The organism is Pseudonocardia ammonioxydans (assembly GCF_900115005.1).
Lineage (GTDB): Bacteria > Actinomycetota > Actinomycetes > Mycobacteriales > Pseudonocardiaceae > Pseudonocardia > Pseudonocardia ammonioxydans.
On sequence record NZ_FOUY01000004.1, the window covers coordinates 209581 to 227422 of the forward strand.

14 protein-coding genes are annotated in these 17842 nt (G+C 75.8%); 6 read left to right on the top strand and 8 right to left on the bottom strand.

Annotated features, from left to right (window positions below):
* Positions 1–35: 35 nt before the first annotated feature.
* The 3 genes from BM093_RS06405 to lpdA form a co-directional block, all read right to left on the bottom strand.
* The gene (locus BM093_RS06405) at positions 36–926 is read right to left on the bottom strand and encodes a TIGR01777 family oxidoreductase (protein ID WP_177238297.1); all 891 of its coding nucleotides are present in this window, start codon (positions 924–926) and stop codon (positions 36–38) included.
* A gap of 267 nt (positions 927–1193) precedes the next feature.
* Positions 1194–3014, bottom strand: a complete 1821-nt coding sequence (gene sucB / locus BM093_RS06410; RefSeq protein WP_093338592.1) for a 2-oxoglutarate dehydrogenase, E2 component, dihydrolipoamide succinyltransferase — start codon at positions 3012–3014, stop codon at positions 1194–1196.
* A gap of 55 nt (positions 3015–3069) precedes the next feature.
* A complete protein-coding gene (gene lpdA / locus BM093_RS06415; RefSeq protein ID WP_093338594.1) occupies positions 3070–4470 on the bottom strand; it encodes a dihydrolipoyl dehydrogenase in 1401 nt (466 codons plus the stop codon).
* A 210-nt stretch (positions 4471–4680) separates the two neighbouring features.
* On the opposite strand from lpdA, the gene BM093_RS06420 reads away from it, so the two are divergent.
* Positions 4681–5046, top strand: coding sequence for an oxidoreductase (locus tag BM093_RS06420; RefSeq protein ID WP_093338596.1), 366 nt, complete (start codon positions 4681–4683; stop codon positions 5044–5046).
* Positions 5047–5051: 5 nt separating this feature from the next.
* Here BM093_RS06420 and BM093_RS06425 read toward each other — a convergent pair whose 3' ends face one another.
* The gene (locus BM093_RS06425; RefSeq protein WP_093338599.1) at positions 5052–5912 is read right to left on the bottom strand and encodes an SDR family NAD(P)-dependent oxidoreductase; all 861 of its coding nucleotides are present in this window, start codon (positions 5910–5912) and stop codon (positions 5052–5054) included.
* 130 nt (positions 5913–6042) lie between these two features.
* On the opposite strand from BM093_RS06425, the gene BM093_RS06430 reads away from it, so the two are divergent.
* Positions 6043–6615, top strand: coding sequence for an LURP-one-related family protein (locus BM093_RS06430; protein ID WP_218162682.1), 573 nt, complete (start codon positions 6043–6045; stop codon positions 6613–6615).
* 55 nt (positions 6616–6670) lie between these two features.
* On the opposite strand, the gene BM093_RS06435 is transcribed toward BM093_RS06430, so the two are convergent.
* On the bottom strand, positions 6671–8236 hold the full coding sequence (locus tag BM093_RS06435) for a leucyl aminopeptidase (protein ID WP_245773339.1): 1566 nt from the start codon (positions 8234–8236) through the stop codon (positions 6671–6673).
* A gap of 214 nt (positions 8237–8450) precedes the next feature.
* Here BM093_RS06435 and BM093_RS06440 point away from each other — a divergent pair, with 214 nt between their 5' ends.
* From BM093_RS06440 to BM093_RS06450, 3 genes are all read left to right on the top strand, one after another.
* Positions 8451–9812: an APC family permease gene (locus BM093_RS06440; RefSeq protein WP_093338607.1), complete on the top strand. Its 1362-nt coding sequence runs from the start codon at positions 8451–8453 to the stop codon at positions 9810–9812.
* 17 nt (positions 9813–9829) lie between these two features.
* Positions 9830–10945, top strand: a complete 1116-nt coding sequence (gene gcvT, locus BM093_RS06445; RefSeq protein WP_093338610.1) for a glycine cleavage system aminomethyltransferase GcvT — start codon at positions 9830–9832, stop codon at positions 10943–10945.
* A gap of 103 nt (positions 10946–11048) precedes the next feature.
* On the top strand, positions 11049–12170 hold the full coding sequence (locus BM093_RS06450; protein WP_093338614.1) for a branched-chain amino acid aminotransferase: 1122 nt from the start codon (positions 11049–11051) through the stop codon (positions 12168–12170).
* Positions 12171–13001: 831 nt separating this feature from the next.
* Here the strand turns inward: BM093_RS06450 and BM093_RS06455 are convergent.
* The 3 genes from BM093_RS06455 to BM093_RS06465 all read right to left on the bottom strand — a co-directional run bounded on the left by BM093_RS06455 (position 13002) and on the right by BM093_RS06465 (position 16663).
* A complete protein-coding gene (locus tag BM093_RS06455; protein ID WP_245773340.1) occupies positions 13002–13829 on the bottom strand; it encodes an adenosylcobinamide-GDP ribazoletransferase in 828 nt (275 codons plus the stop codon).
* Positions 13826–15844, bottom strand: coding sequence for a bifunctional adenosylcobinamide kinase/adenosylcobinamide-phosphate guanylyltransferase (locus tag BM093_RS38135; RefSeq protein ID WP_342742967.1), 2019 nt, complete (start codon positions 15842–15844; stop codon positions 13826–13828). Before BM093_RS38135 ends, BM093_RS06455 begins: the two co-directional genes overlap by 4 nt.
* A gap of 150 nt (positions 15845–15994) precedes the next feature.
* Positions 15995–16663 carry a DUF3043 domain-containing protein gene (locus BM093_RS06465; protein WP_177238299.1) on the bottom strand — a complete coding sequence of 223 codons (669 nt, stop codon included), beginning with the start codon at positions 16661–16663 and terminating at the stop codon, positions 15995–15997.
* 37 nt (positions 16664–16700) lie between these two features.
* Between BM093_RS06465 and BM093_RS06470 the strand changes: the two genes are divergently transcribed.
* Positions 16701–17828 (top strand): glycerate kinase family protein, encoded by a 1128-nt coding sequence (locus BM093_RS06470; protein WP_093338621.1) that lies wholly within the window; start codon positions 16701–16703, stop codon positions 17826–17828.
* Positions 17829–17842: the final 14 nt, after the last annotated feature.

Genomic DNA, 17842 nt, shown 5'->3' on the forward strand with positions numbered 1-17842 from the left:
GTCCTCCGCGCCGGGTGCCGGGTGCGCGGGCCCGCTCACGTACCGACCGCCGCCGACAGCGCGTCGCCGACCGTGTCGTGGCGGAACCGGAACCCGGCGTCGAGCAGGGCCCGCGGGACCGCGCGCTGGCCCTGGAGCAGCAGCTCCCGGCCCATCTCGCCGAGCACGCCCGCGACCACCGGGGCCGGCACAGTGAATGGGGTCGGCCGTCCGACGGCCTGGCCCAGCTCGGTGGTGAACTCGGCGTTGGTGATCGGGACCGGCCCGGTCACGTTGGCCGGGCCGGAGAGCCCGTCGGTCTCGACGGCGAAGCGCAGGGCCGAGACCTGGTCGTCCAGCGACACCCACGCCATGTACTGGGTGCCCTTGCCGATCCGGCCACCGAGGAAGCCCTTGAACAGCGGGCGCAGCATCGCCAGCAGCCCGCCGGAGGGGGAGAGGACCAGACCGGTACGGACCAGCACGACCCGGGCCCCGGCGTCGACGGCCGGCGCGGTGGCCGCCTCCCAGTCCCGGCAGACGTCGGCGAGGAACCCGCTGCCCGACGGCGCCGACTCGTCGATCACCTGGTCGCCGGTGTCGCCGTAGTAGTCGATCGCCGAGCCGCTGACCAGCACCGGCACCCGGTGCCGGGCCACCGCGGTGGCCAGGACGTCGGTCGGGACGTTGCGCGAGTCCCGGATCAGCTGCTTGCGTGCCCCGCTCCACGGCCGGTCGGCGATGCCGGCGCCGTTGAGGTTCACGACGGCGTCGACGCCGTCCAGCGTGCCGTCCTGGATGGTGCCCGCGGGCGGGTCCCAGCCGCGTTCGTCGGGGGCGGCCGGGGGCCGTCGCACCAGGCGCAGCACCTCGTGCCCCGCGCCCCGCAGATGGGCGACCAGGGCTGTTCCGATCAGTCCGGACGAACCGGCCACGACGACTCGCACGGCGGCGATCCTTCCCGGTTCGGCGGTGTCACGCGACCCGGACACGGATGCGACGGGGGTCACCGACATCACGGGACCGGGTGACGCGCACCGGGGTGCCACGGCGGGTGACGCGGCGGTGACACACAGGTGGGACGGAGGGCCGGTGGCGCGACGGCGGCACGGTCGTGACCCGGGGCGGCCGTGACACGACGCGGCCCGCCCCGGTGTGCACCGGGACGGGCCGTGATCGCGGGACGGGTCGCGAGCGCGGGACGCGCGAGCCGCCTACAGGCCGAGCTCGGCCTCGAACGCACCCTCCTCCAGGCGGGCCCGCACCGCGGAGAGGAACCGGCCGGCGTCCGCGCCGTCGACCAGGCGGTGGTCGTAGGTCAGCGGCAGGTAGCACACCGAGCGGATGGCGATGACGTCGTCGCCCTCCGGGCCGGTCACGACCTTCGGCTCCTTCACGATCGCACCGGTGCCCAGGATCCCGACCTGGGGCTGGTTGATGATCGGCGTGTCGAACAGCGCACCGGCGGACCCGATGTTGGTGATCGTGAACGTGCCGCCGGACAGCTCGTCCGGGCCGATCTTCGCGTCCCGGGTCCGGGACGCGACGTCGGCGATCTTCTTGGCGATCCCGGCCAGCGACAGGTCGTCCGAGTCCTTGATCACCGGGACGAGCAGGCCGCGCGGCGTGTCGACCGCGATGCCCATGTGCACGGCACCGTGGTAGGTGACCTGCTTGCCGTCCTGCGAGATCGAGGCGTTGACCGACGGGAAGGCCTTGAGCGCCTCGACGGTCGCCTTGACGATGAACGCCAGGAACGTCAGGTTGGCGCCCTCGCGGCGCTTGAAGTCCTCCTTGACCCGGTTGCGGAGCTTGACGATCCGGGTCAGGTCGACCTCCTGGACCGTGGTCAGCTGGGCCGAGGTCGACAGCGACTCGGTCATGCGCTGGGCGATGACCTGGCGCAGGCGCGGCAGCTTGACCGTGGTGCCCGGCTCCGGCGCGTCGCCGGAGCGGGTCGGGACGGCCTGCGGCTGCTTCGGCGCGCCGCCGGAGGCGGCCGGGGCGGCCGCCGGTGCCGCGGCGGGCGCGGACTTCTGCTCGGCCGCGGCCAGCACGTCCTGCTTGCGGATCCGGCCGCCGACGCCGGAGCCGGTGACCGTGCCGAGGTCGACGCCGTGCTCCTGGGCCAGCTTGCGGACCAGCGGGGTCACGTAGGGCTTCCCGCCCGCGCCGTCGGAGGACTGGGCTCCGGCCTGCGGGGCGGCGCCCTGCGGGGTGTCGGCGGAGCCGACCGGCTCCGTCGCCTCCTGCTTCGGCGCCTCCGCCTTCGGCTGCGCCGGCTCGGCGGCGGCCTGCGGGGCCGGCGCCTCCTGCTCGGGCGCCTCCTGCTTCGGGGTCTCCTGCTTCGGGGCTTCCTGCTTCGGGGGCTCCTGCTTCGGAGCCGACTCCTGGGCCGGAGCGGCCGAGGCGTCACCGATGACGGCGAGCTGCGCGCCGACCTCGACGGTCTCGTCCTCGCCCACGGTGTGCTCGAGCACGGTGCCCGCGACCGGCGACGGGATCTCGGTGTCGACCTTGTCGGTGGAGACCTCGAGCAGCGGCTCGTCGACCGCGACCGAGTCCCCGACCTGCTTGAGCCAGCGGGTGACGGTGCCCTCGGTGACGGACTCGCCCAGCTCGGGCATGGTCACCGGGCTGCCGGAACCGCCGCCGGACGAACCGCCGGAGTCCTGCTGCGGCGCTGCCTGCTCGGCAGCCGGCGCCGGCTCCTGGGCCGGCTCGGGCTCCGGCTCCGGCTCGGACGGGGCGGACTGCTCGGAGGCGGCGGAGCCGCCGCCGGTGGAGTCGGACTCGTCGGCGTCGCCGATCACGGCGAGCTCGCCGCCGACCTCGACGGTGTCGTCCTCGCCCGCGATGATCCGCTTCAGCACGCCCGCCGCGGGCGACGGGATCTCGGTGTCGACCTTGTCCGTGGAGACCTCGAGCAACGGCTCGTCGACCTCGACGGTGTCGCCCTCGGACTTGAGCCAGCGGGTGACGGTGCCCTCGGTGACACTCTCGCCCAGGGCGGGCATCTCAACGGTGACGGCCATGTCGGCAGGAGCTCCTCTTGTTCCGCGTGGGTGTTCGGTTCGGTGGGGCCGGGGGTCAGCTGTGGGTGTGCAGCGGTTTCCCGGCCAGTGCGAGGTGGGCTTCTCCGAGGGCCTCGCTCTGCGTGGGGTGGGCGTGGATCAGCGGCGCGACGTCGCGGGGGAGAGCCTCCCAGTTGTAGACCAGTTGTGCTTCTCCGACGAGCTCGCCGATCCGGGAGCCGACCATGTGCACGCCCACCACGGGGCCGTCGGGTCCGGCCGGGCCCGCCTGGACGAGCTTGACCGCACCCGAGGTCCGCAGGATCTGGGACCGGCCGTTGCCGGCCAGGTCGTAGGTGAACGTGTGCACCTCGTCGTAGCGCTCGCGGGCGGCGTCCTCGGTCAGCCCGACCGAGGCGATCTCCGGATCGCAGTAGGTGACGCGCGGGATGCCGTCGTCGGTCACCGGGGCCGGGTCGAGCCCGGCGACGTCCTCGGCGACGAAGATTCCGTGCGCGAACCCGCGGTGGGCCAGCTGCAGGCCGGGGGTGATGTCGCCGACGGCGTACACCCCGTCCAGGCCGGTCCGCAGCCGCTCGTCGATCGTGACGAACCCGTCGGTCATCGCGACGCCGGCCTCGGCGAAGCCGTGGCCGGTGGTGTTGGGGCCGCGGCCGACCGCGACCAGCAGCAGGTCGGCCTCGAGCTCCTCACCGGACTCCAGCGAGACGGTGACGGCGTCGCCGTGCCGGGTCGCCTTCGCGAACCGGACGCCGGTGCGGGCGGTGATCCGGCGGCGGCGGAAGGCGCGGGCGAGCTGGGTCGAGCAGAACTCGTCCTCGGCCGGGACCAGCCGGGGCAGCGCCTCGACGACGGTGACCTCCGCGCCGAACGAGCGCCACACGCTGGCGAACTCGACGCCGATCACGCCGCCGCCCAGCACGACGACCCGCTGCGGTACCTCGTCGAGGGACAGCGCGGCGTCGGAGGTGACGATGCGGTCGTCGAGCTCGAGGCCGGGCAGCGAACGGGCGTAGGACCCGGTGGCCAGCACGACGTGCCTGCCGGTCCAGCGGTCGTCACCGACCCGGACCACACCCGGCCCCTCCAGGACGCCGGCACCCTGCACCACGGTGATGCCGCGGGAGCCGACCAGCCCCTGCAGGCCCTGGTACAGGCGTCCGACCACACCGTCCTTGTAGGAGTTCACGCCGGCCATGTCGACACCGTCGAACGTGGACCGGACGCCGAACCGTGCACCGTCGCGGGCGTTGTCGGCGACCTCCGCGGCGTGCAGCAGCGCCTTGGTCGGGATGCACCCGCGGTGCAGGCAGGTCCCGCCCAGCTTGTCCTTCTCGATGAGCACGACCGAGAGCCCGAGCTCCGCGGCGCGCAGGGCGCAGGCGTAACCGCCGGACCCGCCGCCCAGGATCACCAGGTCGGCCGTGCCCGCATCCCGTGGGCCCGCTTCGGACACCGATCAGCTCCCCTCCGGTCCGTCCGGCTCGCTGCCCGCCGTGCGTGACATCGCGTCCGGCGGCCCCATCTTGTCACTACCCCGTGGGCGCGCCATCCGGGTGTCGGGAGCAGATCACGGTCCCCGCACGTTGGGAAGGGAGATCGGATGTGTGCGTCTCGCCCCCACGGCGGTACGGGCACCGCGCGAGCGGACGAGAGGATGACGCGCATGGGCCTGCTGGACCGGTTCCGCCCCCGCCGTGCCCCGGGCCGGGCGAAAGCGCCGGACGCCGAGTCCTACCTGCGGGAATGGACGGCAGCGCGGACCGGGGTGGAGGCCTTCGTCGAACCCCGCACGACGGTCACCGAGACGACCGTGGTGTTCGTGGCGCACGACGGCGAGTGGACCCGGCGCCGGGTCGGGAGCCCGAAACGGGCGACGAAGCTCGCCCGGTCGATGCGGATGCCGATCTATGACGTCCAGCTCGTCGGCTACCCGCAGCGGATGCGTGACCACGACGCCCGCGGGCGGGTGGAGCGCAAGCGGGCGCGGCAGGACGAGATGCTGCGCCAGTTGCGGGACAAGGACCGGTAGGCGTCCTACTCGGGGCGCAGCGCGCGTGCCTTGCGGGCCCCGACCGCCCGCATCGCCGGTTCCAGCCGCAGCGCCGGACCGGGGAGCAGCGCGGTCAGGCGCAGCATCGCCCCGCGCCAGGCCGGGATCGTCCGGTAGACCCGGCCGGTGCCGAACATCCCGACCAGCCCCGCCGCGACCTGCTCGGTGGTGACCAGCGTCCCGGAGCGCACCAGCGCCTGACCCTGCCCGCCGGGCTTCATCCCGCGCAGCAGGTCGGTGTTCACCCCGTCCGGGCAGATCGCGTGCACCCGGATCCCCTCGGCGCGGACCTCGGAGGCCAGCCCGGAGACCAGCGAGAGCGCGCCCGCCTTCGACGCCGCGTACACCGACAGGCCCGGCACCGGGCCGAGCGCCGAGAGCGACACCGTGGCGCCGATCTCGCCGCCGTGCGCGAGGCCGGCCGCGGCCTGCTCGCGGAACGCCGCGACCGCGGCCCGCGCGCCCCACATCACCCCCAGCAGGTTCACCTCGACCAGGGCGCGGGCGTGCGCGTCGGACAGCTCGGTGAGCGTGCCGTCGAAGCCGACCCCCGCGTTGGCGACCCAGGCGCCGAGCGGGGCCAGCTCCTGCGCCGCCCGCACGACGGCGTGCGCGGCGGCGGGGTCGGTGACGTCGTGGGCGAACCCGCCCGCGGCGCCGATCCGGTCGGCGGTGGCCTGCGCCGCGGCGGCGTCGAGGTCGGTGACGAGCACCCGGTAGCCGCGGCCGACGAGCTCGGTGGCGATCGCCGCACCGATGCCCCGGGCCGCCCCGGTGACCACGGCGGAGCGGGGTGCGTGCGCGGGGATCTCGTGCCTGCCGGCTCGGCGACGCTGTCCGATCATGGCGGGAGTATGCCGTACCCGTCGGTAACTTCGCGATGCCGCGGTGCCGGTCGGCGGGGCTGCGAAGTCACCCCGGACGCGCCGGGCCGCGGCGGCGGCCTCGAATGATCATCCTGCGAGACTGCCCCGCGTGACGGCTGCGATGCACCTGCCCCGCCTCTTCGTCCGCCAGCGGATCGGCCTCGGCGTCAACCGCTACGACGTGCGGGCCGCCAACCCGGACGGCAGCGAGGGCGAGCTGCTGGCCTTCGCCCAGCAGAAGCGGTTCGCGATGCGCGAGCAGGTCACGTTCTGGGCGGACGACTCCCGCAGCCGCCCGGTCTTCTCCTTCCGGGCCCGGCAGGTGATGGACGTGCGCGCCCAGCACGACGTCTACGACGAGCACGGCCGGGTCCTCGGCACCTTCGGCAAGAGGTTCGGGGCGAGCCTGCTGCGCTCGACCTGGAGCCTCACCGCACCGGGGCTGGCCGCGACCGGCACCGAGCGCAGCCTGCCGATCGCGCTCCTACGCCGGGTCCTCGACAGCGTGCCGTTCGCCTACCACTTCGACTTCGCCGAGGACGGCGGCGGAGGGGTCGTGATGAGCAGCGACCGGCAGCGGTCGATCCGGGACCGGTACGACGTCTCCGTCCCCGATCCGCGGATCGACTTCCGCCTCGCCGCCTCGGTCGCCGTCGCGCTGGACGCCCTGCAGGAGCGCTGACCTTCCAGGAGCACTGACCTTCCAGTCGCGCCGGCCGCTGCATGACCGCCGGAAATCAGCCGTTCGCGGCGACGTCCTCCAGGAACGCGATCAGGGTCCGCACCGGCACACCGGTGCCGCCCTTGGTCGTGTACCCGCGGGCCCCGGACGTGTTGTACGAGGGCCCGGCGATGTCGATGTGCGCCCACGGCAGCCCGGCCGGCACGAACTCCTTGAGGAACACCCCGGCCAGCAGCATCCCGGCGAAGCGCTGCCCGCTGACGTTGGCGATGTCGGCGACGCGGGAGTCCAGGTCGGAGCGCAGGTACTCGGGCAGCGGCATCGCCCAGGCGTCCTCCCCGGTGGCGATGCCGTGACCGGCGATCCGGTCCCGCAGGTCGTCGGACCCCATGATCCCGGCGGTGCGCAGGCCCAGCGCGACCTGCTGGGCGCCGGTCAGCGTCGAGGTCTCCACCAGGTAGTCGGGGGAGTCCTCGGCGGCCCGGACGATGGCGTCGGCCAGGATGAGCCGGCCCTCGGCGTCGGTGTTGAGCACCTCGACGGTCCGGCCGCCGTACATGGTCAGCACGTCGCCGGGCTTGTAGGCGGTCGAGGATGGCATGTTCTCGGCCATCGGCACCGTCGCGGTCACCGTGACCGGCAGCTCGAGCTTCGCCGCCAGCACCACGGTCGCGACGACGGCCGCGGCACCGCCCATGTCCGAGGTCATGTCGGCCATCCCGGCGTTCGGCTTCAGCGAGATGCCGCCGGTGTCGAACGTGATCCCCTTGCCGACCAGCGCGACCCGCTTCGCCCCCTCGCCGCCGTTCCAGGTCAGCCGGACCAGCCGGGGCTTGTTCGACGAGCCCTGGCCGACCCCGCTGATCCCGCCGTACCCGTTCTCCCGCAGCCGGGTGTCGTCGAGGACCTCGGTGACCAGCCCGGCCTGCTCGCCGAGCGCGACGGCCCGGGCCGCGAACGTCTCCGGGACCAGCACGTTCGGCGCGGTGTTCACCAGGTTCCGCGCGGTGGCGACGGCCTCGGCGACCAGCGTCGCCCGCCGGAGCGCGTCGGCGGTCGTGCCGGCGAAGCTCCAGGAGGCGACCGGGGCGGCGGCGTCGTCGGTGCTGGAGCGGTGCACATCGAACCGGTAGCCGCCGAGCACGGCCCCGACGACGGCGGCCTCGGCGTCGACCGCGGACAGGGTGCTCGCGACCGAGGAGGTCCCGGCCAGCGCGCGGGCGGCGGCACCCGCGGCCCGCCGGACCGGCTCGGCCCCCTCGGCGCCGTCGGCGCCTGCTGCCGTCTCGGCCGCCCGGCCCAGGCCGACGGCCACCAGCCGAGGCGCGGTCAGCGCGCCGCGGGTCGGCAGCGACACGACCTGCTCGGCCTTGCCGCTCGCCCCGACGACCCGCAGCAGCTCGGCGAGTTCCCCGCCGAAGGCCGCGTCGATCTCCGCGGCGCCGGGCGCGAGCACCGGCGCGGCGTTGCCGCCCGTGCCGGCGCCCGGGTCGCTCGCGCCGGGGCCGTCGGTGGCCTCGGACTCGGCCGGGCGGAGGCCGATGACCACGGCGTCGACCGCGGCGGTCGCGGGGGAGCCGATCAGCACGGCGGTGTCCGGGATGGTCGGTTCGGTCGGCACGAAGAAGCTCCTCGGTCACGATGCGGACTCGGGGTCCGGACGGGCACGAATTCTCGATCGAGTGGTGCAGCGGCACCGCTCCGGCACGCACCGTGACCAGCGCACGGGTCGCGTGCGCCGGCCGGGCGGGGAGCGGTCCGGCGATACCGGACCGAGATGCTAATGACACCCCCGCGGCGCCGCGCGGCGCAGGGCCGGATGGGATGGTGATCCGGTGTCCCGACCTGCCCACCGGATCCGGACGGCCACCGCGGTCGTCATCGCCCTGGCGGCGATGTTCGGTACCGGTCTGTACGCGGCGCTCGCCCCCGCGGCCGCGTCCGCCGGGGTGTGGTTCCCGATCGGTGTCGTCCTCGCCGGGCTGCTCGCGTTGACGGTGGTCGCCTCGACCGCACACCTGGCGACCGCCCGCCCGGCCGGCCCGGAGCTCGTCCGCGGGGACCTGCCCGCTCCGGCGCTGCGGCTGGGCGCGATCGCCCGGCTGGTCTCGCGCACGGCCGCGGCGGCCGCGGCGGCCGGGGTGTTCGGCGCCTACGTCCTGCCGGTCCAGCCGCTGCCGGTGGCGGTGATCGCGGTGCTGGCCGTGATCGCGGTGAACGCGGCCGGTGTCCGCGTCTCGCCGGGCGCCTCGACCGGGCTGGTGGTGGGGACGCTGCTGGTGCTCGCCGTCGTCGCCGGGGTCGGGCTGTTCACGGACGGCTCGGCGGGGGCCGGGTCGTCGACCGCGATGCCGTCGGCCGCGACCGCCGGTGCGGCCGTCGCCGACGGGACCGGGGCACCCGACGACCCGGTGAACGGCACCCTGCAGGCCGCGGTCGACCCCGGCCCGCTGGGTGTGCTCACCGCGGGCGCGTTCGTCTTCTTCGCCTTCACCGGGCTGTCCCGGGTCGCCGAGCTCGGGGGGAGCCTGCGCGACCCGATGCGCGCGATGCGCCGGGCCCCGGCGATCGCCGTCCTGATCACGACGGCGCTGCTGCTGGGACTGGCGGGTGCGCTGCTGCACGGCCTGGGGGTCGAGCGGCTGGCGACCTCGGCGACCCCGCTGGCCTCGCTGATGGACGCCGGCGGGAGCCCCGCGGTGGGCGTGCTCGTCCGGATCGCGGCGGCCGCGGCGACCGCCGCCGCCCTGCTCGGCGCGCTGTCCCGCAGCGCCGGCGGAACGGCCCGACTGGCCCGCGACGGCGAGCTGCCCGCGTTCCTGGGCCGCGGTGGGGCCCGCGGTACGCCGTGGGTCGCCGACCTCGTCGTCGGCGGGCTCGCGATCGCGGTCACCGTGTTCGTCGGGCCGATCACCGCCATCGCGATCGCGGTCGGCGCGGCGCTGGTGCACCACGCGCTGCTGCACGCCGCGGTCCTGCGCTCGCCCGGCCGGCCCGCCGCGGTGGCCTTCGTCGCCGGGGCCGGCGGGACCGGCTGCCTGGTGCTCGCGGCCGCCCTGCCGGTGTGGCCGCTGGTCGCGACGGCCGCCGTGCTGGCCGCGGGCTGGGTGATCGCCACCGTGCACGGACGCTCGTCGTCCCGCAGCGACGACGACGCCGAGGCCGACCCCTCGGACCCCGAGGAGCGGGCGGCCTGAGGCACTAGGGTGCGGGCGTGACCGACGATCTCCTGCTCAGCCCGCTCCATGATCGCCACGTCGCCCTCGAGGCCACCCTCGGGGAGTTCGGCGGCTGGTCGATGCCGATCTCCTACCCGGCCGGAACCGTCGCCGAGCACACCTCCGTGCGCGAGGCGGCCGGGTTGTTCGACGTCAGCCACCTCGGCACGGTCGTGATCAGCGGCCCCGGTGCCGCCGCCCACGTCAACACCTGCTTGACCAACGACCTGGAGCGGATCGGGCCGGGCCGGGCGCAGTACACGATGGCGTGCAACCCGGCCGGTGGCGTGATCGACGACATGATCATCTACCGGATCTCGGACGAGGACCTGCTGCTCGTGCCGAACGCCGCCAACTCCACGCGGATCGTCGGGATGCTGCAGGACGGCGCCCCGCAGGGCGTCACCGTGACCGACCGGCACCGTGAGCTGGCCGTGCTCGCCGTGCAGGGGCCCCGCTCGGCGGAGGCGCTCACCGCCGCGCTGGGGGAGGCCGCCGACCAGGTCACCGGGCTCGACTACATGGCCTTCACCGACCTCGAGGGCGGCAGCATGTGTGTCTGCCGCACCGGCTACACCGGCGAGCACGGCTACGAGGTCGTGCTCGACGCCGCGGCCGCGCCCGCCCTGTGGGACGCCCTGCTGGAGGCCGTGCGCGCCGTCGGCGGTGGTCCGTGCGGGCTGGCCGCCCGGGACACCCTGCGCACCGAGATGGGCTACCCGCTGCACGGCCAGGAGCTGTCCGAGGAGATCACCCCGGTGCAGGGCGGGAGCTCGTTCGCGGTCGGCTGGGACAAGCCGTCGTTCTGGGGCCGGGAGGCGCTGACCGCCGAGCGCGAGGCCGGGCCGCGACGGCGGGTGCGCGCGTTGCGGGCGACCGGCCGGGGCGTGCCGCGGGCCGGCATGACGGTGCTCGACGGCGAGGGCGGCAGCCCGGTCGGGACCGTCACGTCCGGGACGTTCTCGCCCACCCTGAAGACCGGCGTGGCCCTCGCGCTGATCGACACCGAGCCGAAGGTGGCGATCGGCGACACGCTGGTGATCGACGTCCGCGGCCGGTCGCTCCCGGTCGAGGTGGTCAAGCCGCCGATGGTGCCCTCTCACGTGCGCTGACGCGCCCGTGAGTGGTTATCGCGGCTGACGCCGCGATAACCACTCACGGGTCACGTGGAATCCGGCTGTGTGTGTCCGGCGTGGCAGAGCTACCGTCTGCTCCATGAGCGCGCCGCAGTTCACCGTGAGCCCCAACCCCTCCCCGGCGTCCCCCCAGCGGCGCGCCGAGGTACTGGCCGACCCCGGCTTCGGCCGGTACATGACCGACCACATGGTCACCATCCGCTGGACCGAGGGCACCGGGTGGCACGACCCGCAGGTCGTCCCGTACGGCCCGTTCACCCTGGACCCGTCGGCGATGGTGCTGCACTACGGCCAGGAGATCTTCGAGGGCCTCAAGGCCTACCGGCAGCCCGACGGCTCCATCGCCTCGTTCCGGCCGGAGGCCAACGCGGCCCGCTTCGCCGGCTCCGCCCGCCGGATGGCGATGGCCGAGCTCCCGGAGGAGCTGTTCCTCGCCTCGCTCTCCGAGCTGCTCTCCGTGGACTCCGAGTGGGTCCCCGCCGCCGGCGGTGAGGACTCGCTCTACCTGCGCCCCTTCATGATCGCCACCGAGGTCGGGCTGGGGGTGCGGCCGTCGTCGGAGTACACCTACGCCGTGATCGCCTCGCCGGCCGGCCCGTACTTCGCGGGCGGGGTGAAGCCGATGAACGTCTGGCTGGAGACCGAGTACACCCGGGCCGCGCTCGGCGGCACCGGGACCGCCAAGTGCGGCGGCAACTACGCCGCCTCGCTGCTGCCGCAGGCCGTCGGCGCCGAGCAGGGCTGTGCCCAGGTCGCCTACCTCGACGCCGAGGAGCGCACCTGGATCGACGAGATGGGCTCGAACAACCTGTTCTTCGTCTTCACCGACGGCTCCGGGTCCGTCGAGCTCGCCACGCCGGACCTGCGCGGGTCGGTGCTGCCGGGGATCACCCGGGACTCGCTGATCACCGTCGCCCGGGACCTGGGCATCAACGTGGTCGAGCGCCGGATCTCCGGGCAGGAGTGGCTCGGCGGCGTCGCCAACGGGCTGCTGACCGAGGTGTTCGGCTGCGGCACCGCCGCGGTGATCACCCCGATCGGGACGGTGCGCCACACCGGCGGCGAGGTGACCGTCGGCGACGGCGAGCCGGGCCCGGTCACGATGCAGCTGCGCGAGGCCCTCACCGCGATCCAGCGCGGCGCCGCACCGGACCCGCACGGCTGGATGCGCACCCTGGTGCCCGCCCCCGCCGGGGTCTGAGCCACCCGCGCCCTCCTTGCGCCGGGGCCCCGAGCCCCGGCGCAAGGAGCGGCGCCAGGTATCGGCCGGCCGACCGCGCACGCGCGTGCACCCGCACCTGCCTACGCGGCCGGTCCGGTCGATGCGCTCGACCACCACGGGTGCCATCGGCCCACCGCGTGGCGGAAGCGTGCAGATCGACACCTGAGCCGCGCTGAGACGCGCGCTGCCGCCCTGCGGTGGGCGGGAACGTGCAGCTCGGCCTGAGGCGGCTCGACGTGCACGATGTCGCCCTCGGTGCGGCGGAAGTGTGCGGATCGACACCGGTGTCGGGTCCGAGGTGCGCGCTGCCGCCCTGTGGTGGTCGGGAACGCGCAGCTCGACACCCCGATCCGGCTCGACGTGCACGGTTCGGTGCGGCGGAAGTGTGCGGATCGATACCGGTGTCGCGTCTGAGATGCGCGTTGCCGCCCTGTGGTGGGGGAGAACGCGCCCCCAAGGACCCGAGCCGGGCCTGACACGCACGGTGTCGCCCTCGGCATGGCGGAAGCGTGCGGGTCGAGGGCCGTGCCGGTCCCGATGTGCACGCTCCCGTCCCTGGCGGGGCGCGAACGCGCATCCCGGCATCCGACGCGGCTCGACGTGCACGATGTCGCCCCCGGCACGGCGGAAGTGTGGCGATCGCGCGACGCGTCGGGCCCGACGCGCACGATGCCGCCCTCGGCGAGCTGAGAGGCGTGCCCGCCCGGGGCCGCATGCGATACCGAAAGACACACAGGTGCTCGGACCGGAGCGCTCACGTGACGCTCGACGAGCATCCGGTGGCGGACCGGGCGGCGCGGAGCCGCGGGATCAACCCGTGAGTGCGGCCGCCAGGACCACGAGCACGGCCGTGCTCGCCAGCTCGGTGGCCGCGCCGAGGACGTCGCCGCTCATCCCGCCGAAGCGCCGCCGGGTGTGCGCGGCCAGGCCCGCGACCAGCACCGCCGCGAGCAGCACGGACCCGGCGACCGCGAGCACGATGCCGAGGCCCGCCGCCCCGGGCCCGGACGATGCCGCCACCAGCGCCGTGGCGCCGACAGCGATCAGCGCCGCCCACCACAGCGGGGCCACCCACATCGGCTGCGACCCCGCGACCGTCGCCCCCAGACCGCCGGGGCGCGCGGCAGGCGTCCCACGGCGGGCGACCCAGCAGAATCCGGCCCGTCCCGTGGCCGTCGCCAGCGCGCAGGCCGTGAGGACCGCGGGCGCCGGTGCCGCGGTGAGCTGGGCCAGCGCTGCGGCGCGCCCGCCCAGCACCACCAGCAGTGTGACGACGGCGAACGGTCCGGCGCCGCCGTCGGCCATGATCCGCAGGGCGCGCTCGGGCGGGCCGTAGCTGCCGAGCCCGTCGGCGGTGTCGGCGAGCCCGTCGACGTGCATGCCGCGGGTCGCCAGCGCGCCCGCGCCCACCACCAGCAGGCCCGCCACGAGTGGCGAGACGCCGAGCAGGGTGAGCCCGACGAGCAGGCCGCCGCCCGCGACCCCGAGCCCGGCCCCGACGAGCGGTGCCCACCGCAGCGCGGCCGCCGCGACGCCGTCCGGCAGCGCCCCGTCCGGTCCGGTGCGGACCCGGGCCGGCAGCACGGTCAGCCAGCTGGTGGCCAGGGCCAGCCCGGCGAACGGTCCGGGCCGGGTCACCGTCCGGCGCCGGCCGTGGCCGTCGCGTCGCCGGGGACGATCCCGGTGCCGTCGGCGGTCCCGGTCTCGGCGAGCAGCCGGGCGGCGGACTCGAGCAGGGGCAGCACCGCGACACCGGCCGTCCCGTCCTCGGTGCGGACCGCGAGGTCGAGCACCGGGGTGAGCGACAGGTGCTCGAGCACGAGCGCGCCGCCCGGCTCGGTGGACGGCTGCGCGGCCAGCCACCACGCCTTGGCACCCGGCGCGAGCTCCTCGGCGAGCAGCGCGGCGGCCCCGACGGCGAGGCCGTCCAGCACGGCCGGCACCCGGCGTCCCGCGGCCCGGGCGAGGAACCCGGCGAGGACGATCAGGTCGGTGCCGCCGACCGTGCGCAGCAGCGCGAGCGGGTCCCGCAGGTGCGGCCGGGCACGGCGCAGCGCGTCCCGGATCGCGACGGCCTTGCGCATCCACGCCTGGTCGTCGATGCCGGACGCGCGTCCGACGACGGCGACCGGCTCGGTCCCGGTCAGGGCGGCGACCAGGGTCGCGGCCGGTGTCGTCGCCCCGACCGCGAGCGAGGCCGGGACCAGCACGTCGGCACCGGCGTCGATCTCCTCGTCGGCGAGCCGGCGCCCGGTCCGCCAGGCTGCCTCGGCCTGCTCGGGGGACAGCGCGTCCTCCCGGTCGATCCGGCCCGTCCCACGGGTCACGAGGTGGCCGGACTCGACGCCGTCGGCCCCGGCGGCGAGCCCGACGTCGACGGTGCGCACGGCCGCACCGGCGGCGCGGGCGGCGACGGTGACCGGCAGCCGTCCGGCCGCGGCGGCGCTCGCCCGGGCCGCGGAGACCTCCGGCGGGTAGGCGGACACCCCGGCCGCGGCGATGCCGTGGTCGGCGGCGAGGAGCACGACGCGGGCGTCCAGTGGCGGCCGCGGCGGGCAGCCGGCCTGGCAGGACGCCAGCCACACCCCGAGCTCGCCGAGACGACCGAGGCCGCCGGGAGGTATCGCGAGCCCGTCGACGAGCGCGACGGCCTCCCGCCGGCTGCGCAGGTCGGGACGGCCGACGGCGGCGGGGACGATCGGGTCATCGGCGTCCGCGGCCCCCGTGCCGGGTGACCCCGCGGCGGAGGCGGCGGAGGCGGCGGGGGAGACGGTGCCCGGGACACCCGCCGGAGTCCCGGCGACGTCACCGGTGGGGCTCGCGACATCGCTCGCGGCAGCCGGAGCCGGTGACGAGGCCGGGGCCGGCGGAGCCGGCGATGAAGCCCCAACAGGCGGAGCCGGCGACGAGGCCCCGACCGGCGGAGCCGGCGGCGTGTCGACGGCCGGCGTCGGCACGCCCGCGACGGCGGTTCCCGGGCCGCCCGCGGGCGAGGGCTGCGGGGCCGGGGTGGCCGCCGTGTCCGGGCCCGGCCGATGCCCGGAGGACGCAGCCGGGGCCTCCGCGGCGGCGGCCGCGTCGTGCCCGGTGGCCGACGAACCCACGGCGCCCGGCGTCGGCTCCGCGCCGGCCGGGGGCAGCCGCAACGGGCGTCCCGCCACCACGAGGACCGTCTCGGCGCACACCGCGGCGATCGCGGCGTTGAGCTCACCGAGACGGTCGCGGAACAGCCGGCCGGCGCGCGAGTCCGGCACCACGCCGAGCCCGGTCTCCGCCGAGACCAGCACGAGCGGGCCGGGTGCGGCGGCGACGGCCCGGACCAGGCCGGCGACCGCGTCGTCGACCTCGGGCAGCTCCCCGCTCCGTTCCCAGGCCCCGGCGTCGTCCAGCACCCCGGTCAGCCAGGTCGCGAGGTCGTCGACCAGCACCGGGCCTGCGGTCGCGAGTGCCGCGGCCAGGGCGGGACCGGAGGTGATCTCCTCGGTCGTCCACGACGACGGCCGACGGCGGGCGTGCGCGGCGATCCGGGCGTCCCACTCGGTGTCACCGGGGACCCGCCGGGCGGTCGCCAGGTAGCGGACCGCCGTCTCCTCGCCGAAGCGCCCCTCGGCGTACCGGGACTTGCCGGACCGGGTGCCACCGATGACGAGCATTGCGTTCACGGGGCACATCGTGGCGTACGCGCTCGGGCGGGCCGCCGGAAGGTGCTCGATCACGGCCGGAGGCCGGCGCGGACAGCTCGACCGGCGGCCGGCCCGGACAGCACAGTCGGCGGCCCGTCCGGATTGCGGGTCGCGGGACCCTCAGACGTTGTCGCCGCGCTTCACCCGCGGCTTGGGCACCCGCATCCGGCGCGGCTGCGTGGCCCGGGAGAACGCGTACCAGCCGGTCGGCAGGCCCTTGATCTCCTCGTCGGGGAACTTCGCCCGGGCCTTCCTCAGCACCTGCACGCCGAGCATCGTGCCCTCGATGACCATCACGGCCAGCATCAGGAACGTGAACAGCGTGACGTACTGCTGCAGCACCGGGTTCTGGATCAGTGCCGCGACCAGTACCAGCGCGGCCAGCGGCAGGAACAGCCCGATGACGTGCGGGCGCGAGTCCACGATGTCGCGGACGTGGGCCCGCACCTTGCCCCGGTCGCGGGGCAGCAGCACCCGGTCGTCACCGGCGTCCATCCGGCGGCGGCGCTCCAGGGACTTCGCCCGGCGCTCCTCCTTCGACGGCCGGTTGGCCTTGGCCAGCTTCGCGGCCTCCCGCTGGGTCCGCGGCGGGGGCGGCGCGGGTCCGCGGCGCTTGCCCTCGGCGTCACGGCGCTTCGGCGTCGCCCGGCCCTTGCCGGCGGTGGTGTGGGCCCGCGGACGACCGTCCGTGCCCGCGTCCTCCGTGCCCTCCGCATCCGCGACCGCCGAGGAGCCGGCCGCTGACTGTCCAGCCTGGTCGGAACTCTCGGAACGGCGCAGGAACCTCACCCGTCCCACAATACGGGCCCCGACTAGCCTGGTTCGCATGCGGATCGTGGTCGCTCCGGACTCCTTCGGCGGAACGCTCAGCGCGGGGGAGGCCGCGACGGCGATCGCCGACGGCTGGCGGCGGGCCGCGCCCGGTGCCGACGTCCGGATCGTCCCGCTCGCCGACGGCGGCACCGGGTTCGCCGAGGTGCTGCACACCGCGCTCGGCGGGACGGTGCACACCCTCGAGGTGACCGGCCCGCTCGGCGACCCGGTGACCGGATCGTGGCTGCAGGTCGGCGACACCGGTTACCTGGAGTGCGCGTCGGCCTGCGGGCTGCACCACGTGCCGCGCGAGGACCGGGTCCCCGGTGCGGCGCGCAGCGCGACCACGCACGGCGTCGGCGAGCTGATGGCGCACGCGCGGGCCACCGGTGTGCGCCGGCTGGTCGTCGGTCTGGGCGGCTCGGCGACCACCGACGGCGGGGCCGGGATGCTCGCCGCACTGGGCGCGACACCGGTGGACGAGGACGGGCTCCCGCTGCCGCACGGTGGCGCGGCCCTGGCGCTGTGCGACCGGCTCGAGGGCGCCCCGGCCCTGGCCGGGGTCGAACTCGTGGCTGCCTCCGACGTCGACAACCCGTTGCTCGGCCGGCACGGGGCCGCCGTGGTCTTCGGGCCGCAGAAGGGGGCCGACGACCGGACCGTCGCCGAGCTCGACGCGGCGCTCGCGGTGTTCGCCGGCGTCCTGGAGCGGCTCGCCGGCCGGGACGTGCGCGAGGACGCCGCGGCCGGTGCCGCCGGCGGTCTCGGGGCCGCGCTGCTGGCGCTCGGCGCGCGGGTCGAGTCCGGTGCCGGGCTGGTCCGCGAGCTGGTCGGGCTGGACGCCGAGCTGGACGCCGCGGCCGCGTCCGGCGGGCTCGCCGTCACCGGGGAGGGCAGCTTCGACTGGCAGTCGCTGCGCGGGAAGCTGATCACCGCTGTGGCGCGGGGCGCGGCCGACCGCGGGATCCCGTGTGTCGTGCTGGCCGGGCAGGTCGACGTGGGACGCCGGGAGGCCGCCGCGGCGGGCGTCGACTCCGCGCACGGGGTCGCCGACGAGTTCGGGCTGGCGGCCTCGATGGCCGACCCCGCCGGGACCCTCGCCGAGCTGGCGGCCCGGGTCGCGCCTCGCTGGAGTCGGTGACACGGGCCACGCCG

Coding starts and splice junctions, on each gene's coding strand:
- sucB (WP_093338592.1), bottom strand. CDS start 3,014: ATGGCCGTCACCGTTGAGATGCCCGCCCTGGGCGAGAGTGTCACCGAG.
- BM093_RS06420 (WP_093338596.1), top strand. CDS start 4,681: ATGGGCCTGCTGGACCGGTTCCGCCCCCGCCGTGCCCCGGGCCGGGCG.
- BM093_RS06425 (WP_093338599.1), bottom strand. CDS start 5,912: ATGATCGGACAGCGTCGCCGAGCCGGCAGGCACGAGATCCCCGCGCAC.
- BM093_RS06450 (WP_093338614.1), top strand. CDS start 11,049: ATGAGCGCGCCGCAGTTCACCGTGAGCCCCAACCCCTCCCCGGCGTCC.
- BM093_RS38135 (WP_342742967.1), bottom strand. CDS start 15,844: ATGCTCGTCATCGGTGGCACCCGGTCCGGCAAGTCCCGGTACGCCGAG.
- BM093_RS06470 (WP_093338621.1), top strand. CDS start 16,701: ATGCGGATCGTGGTCGCTCCGGACTCCTTCGGCGGAACGCTCAGCGCG.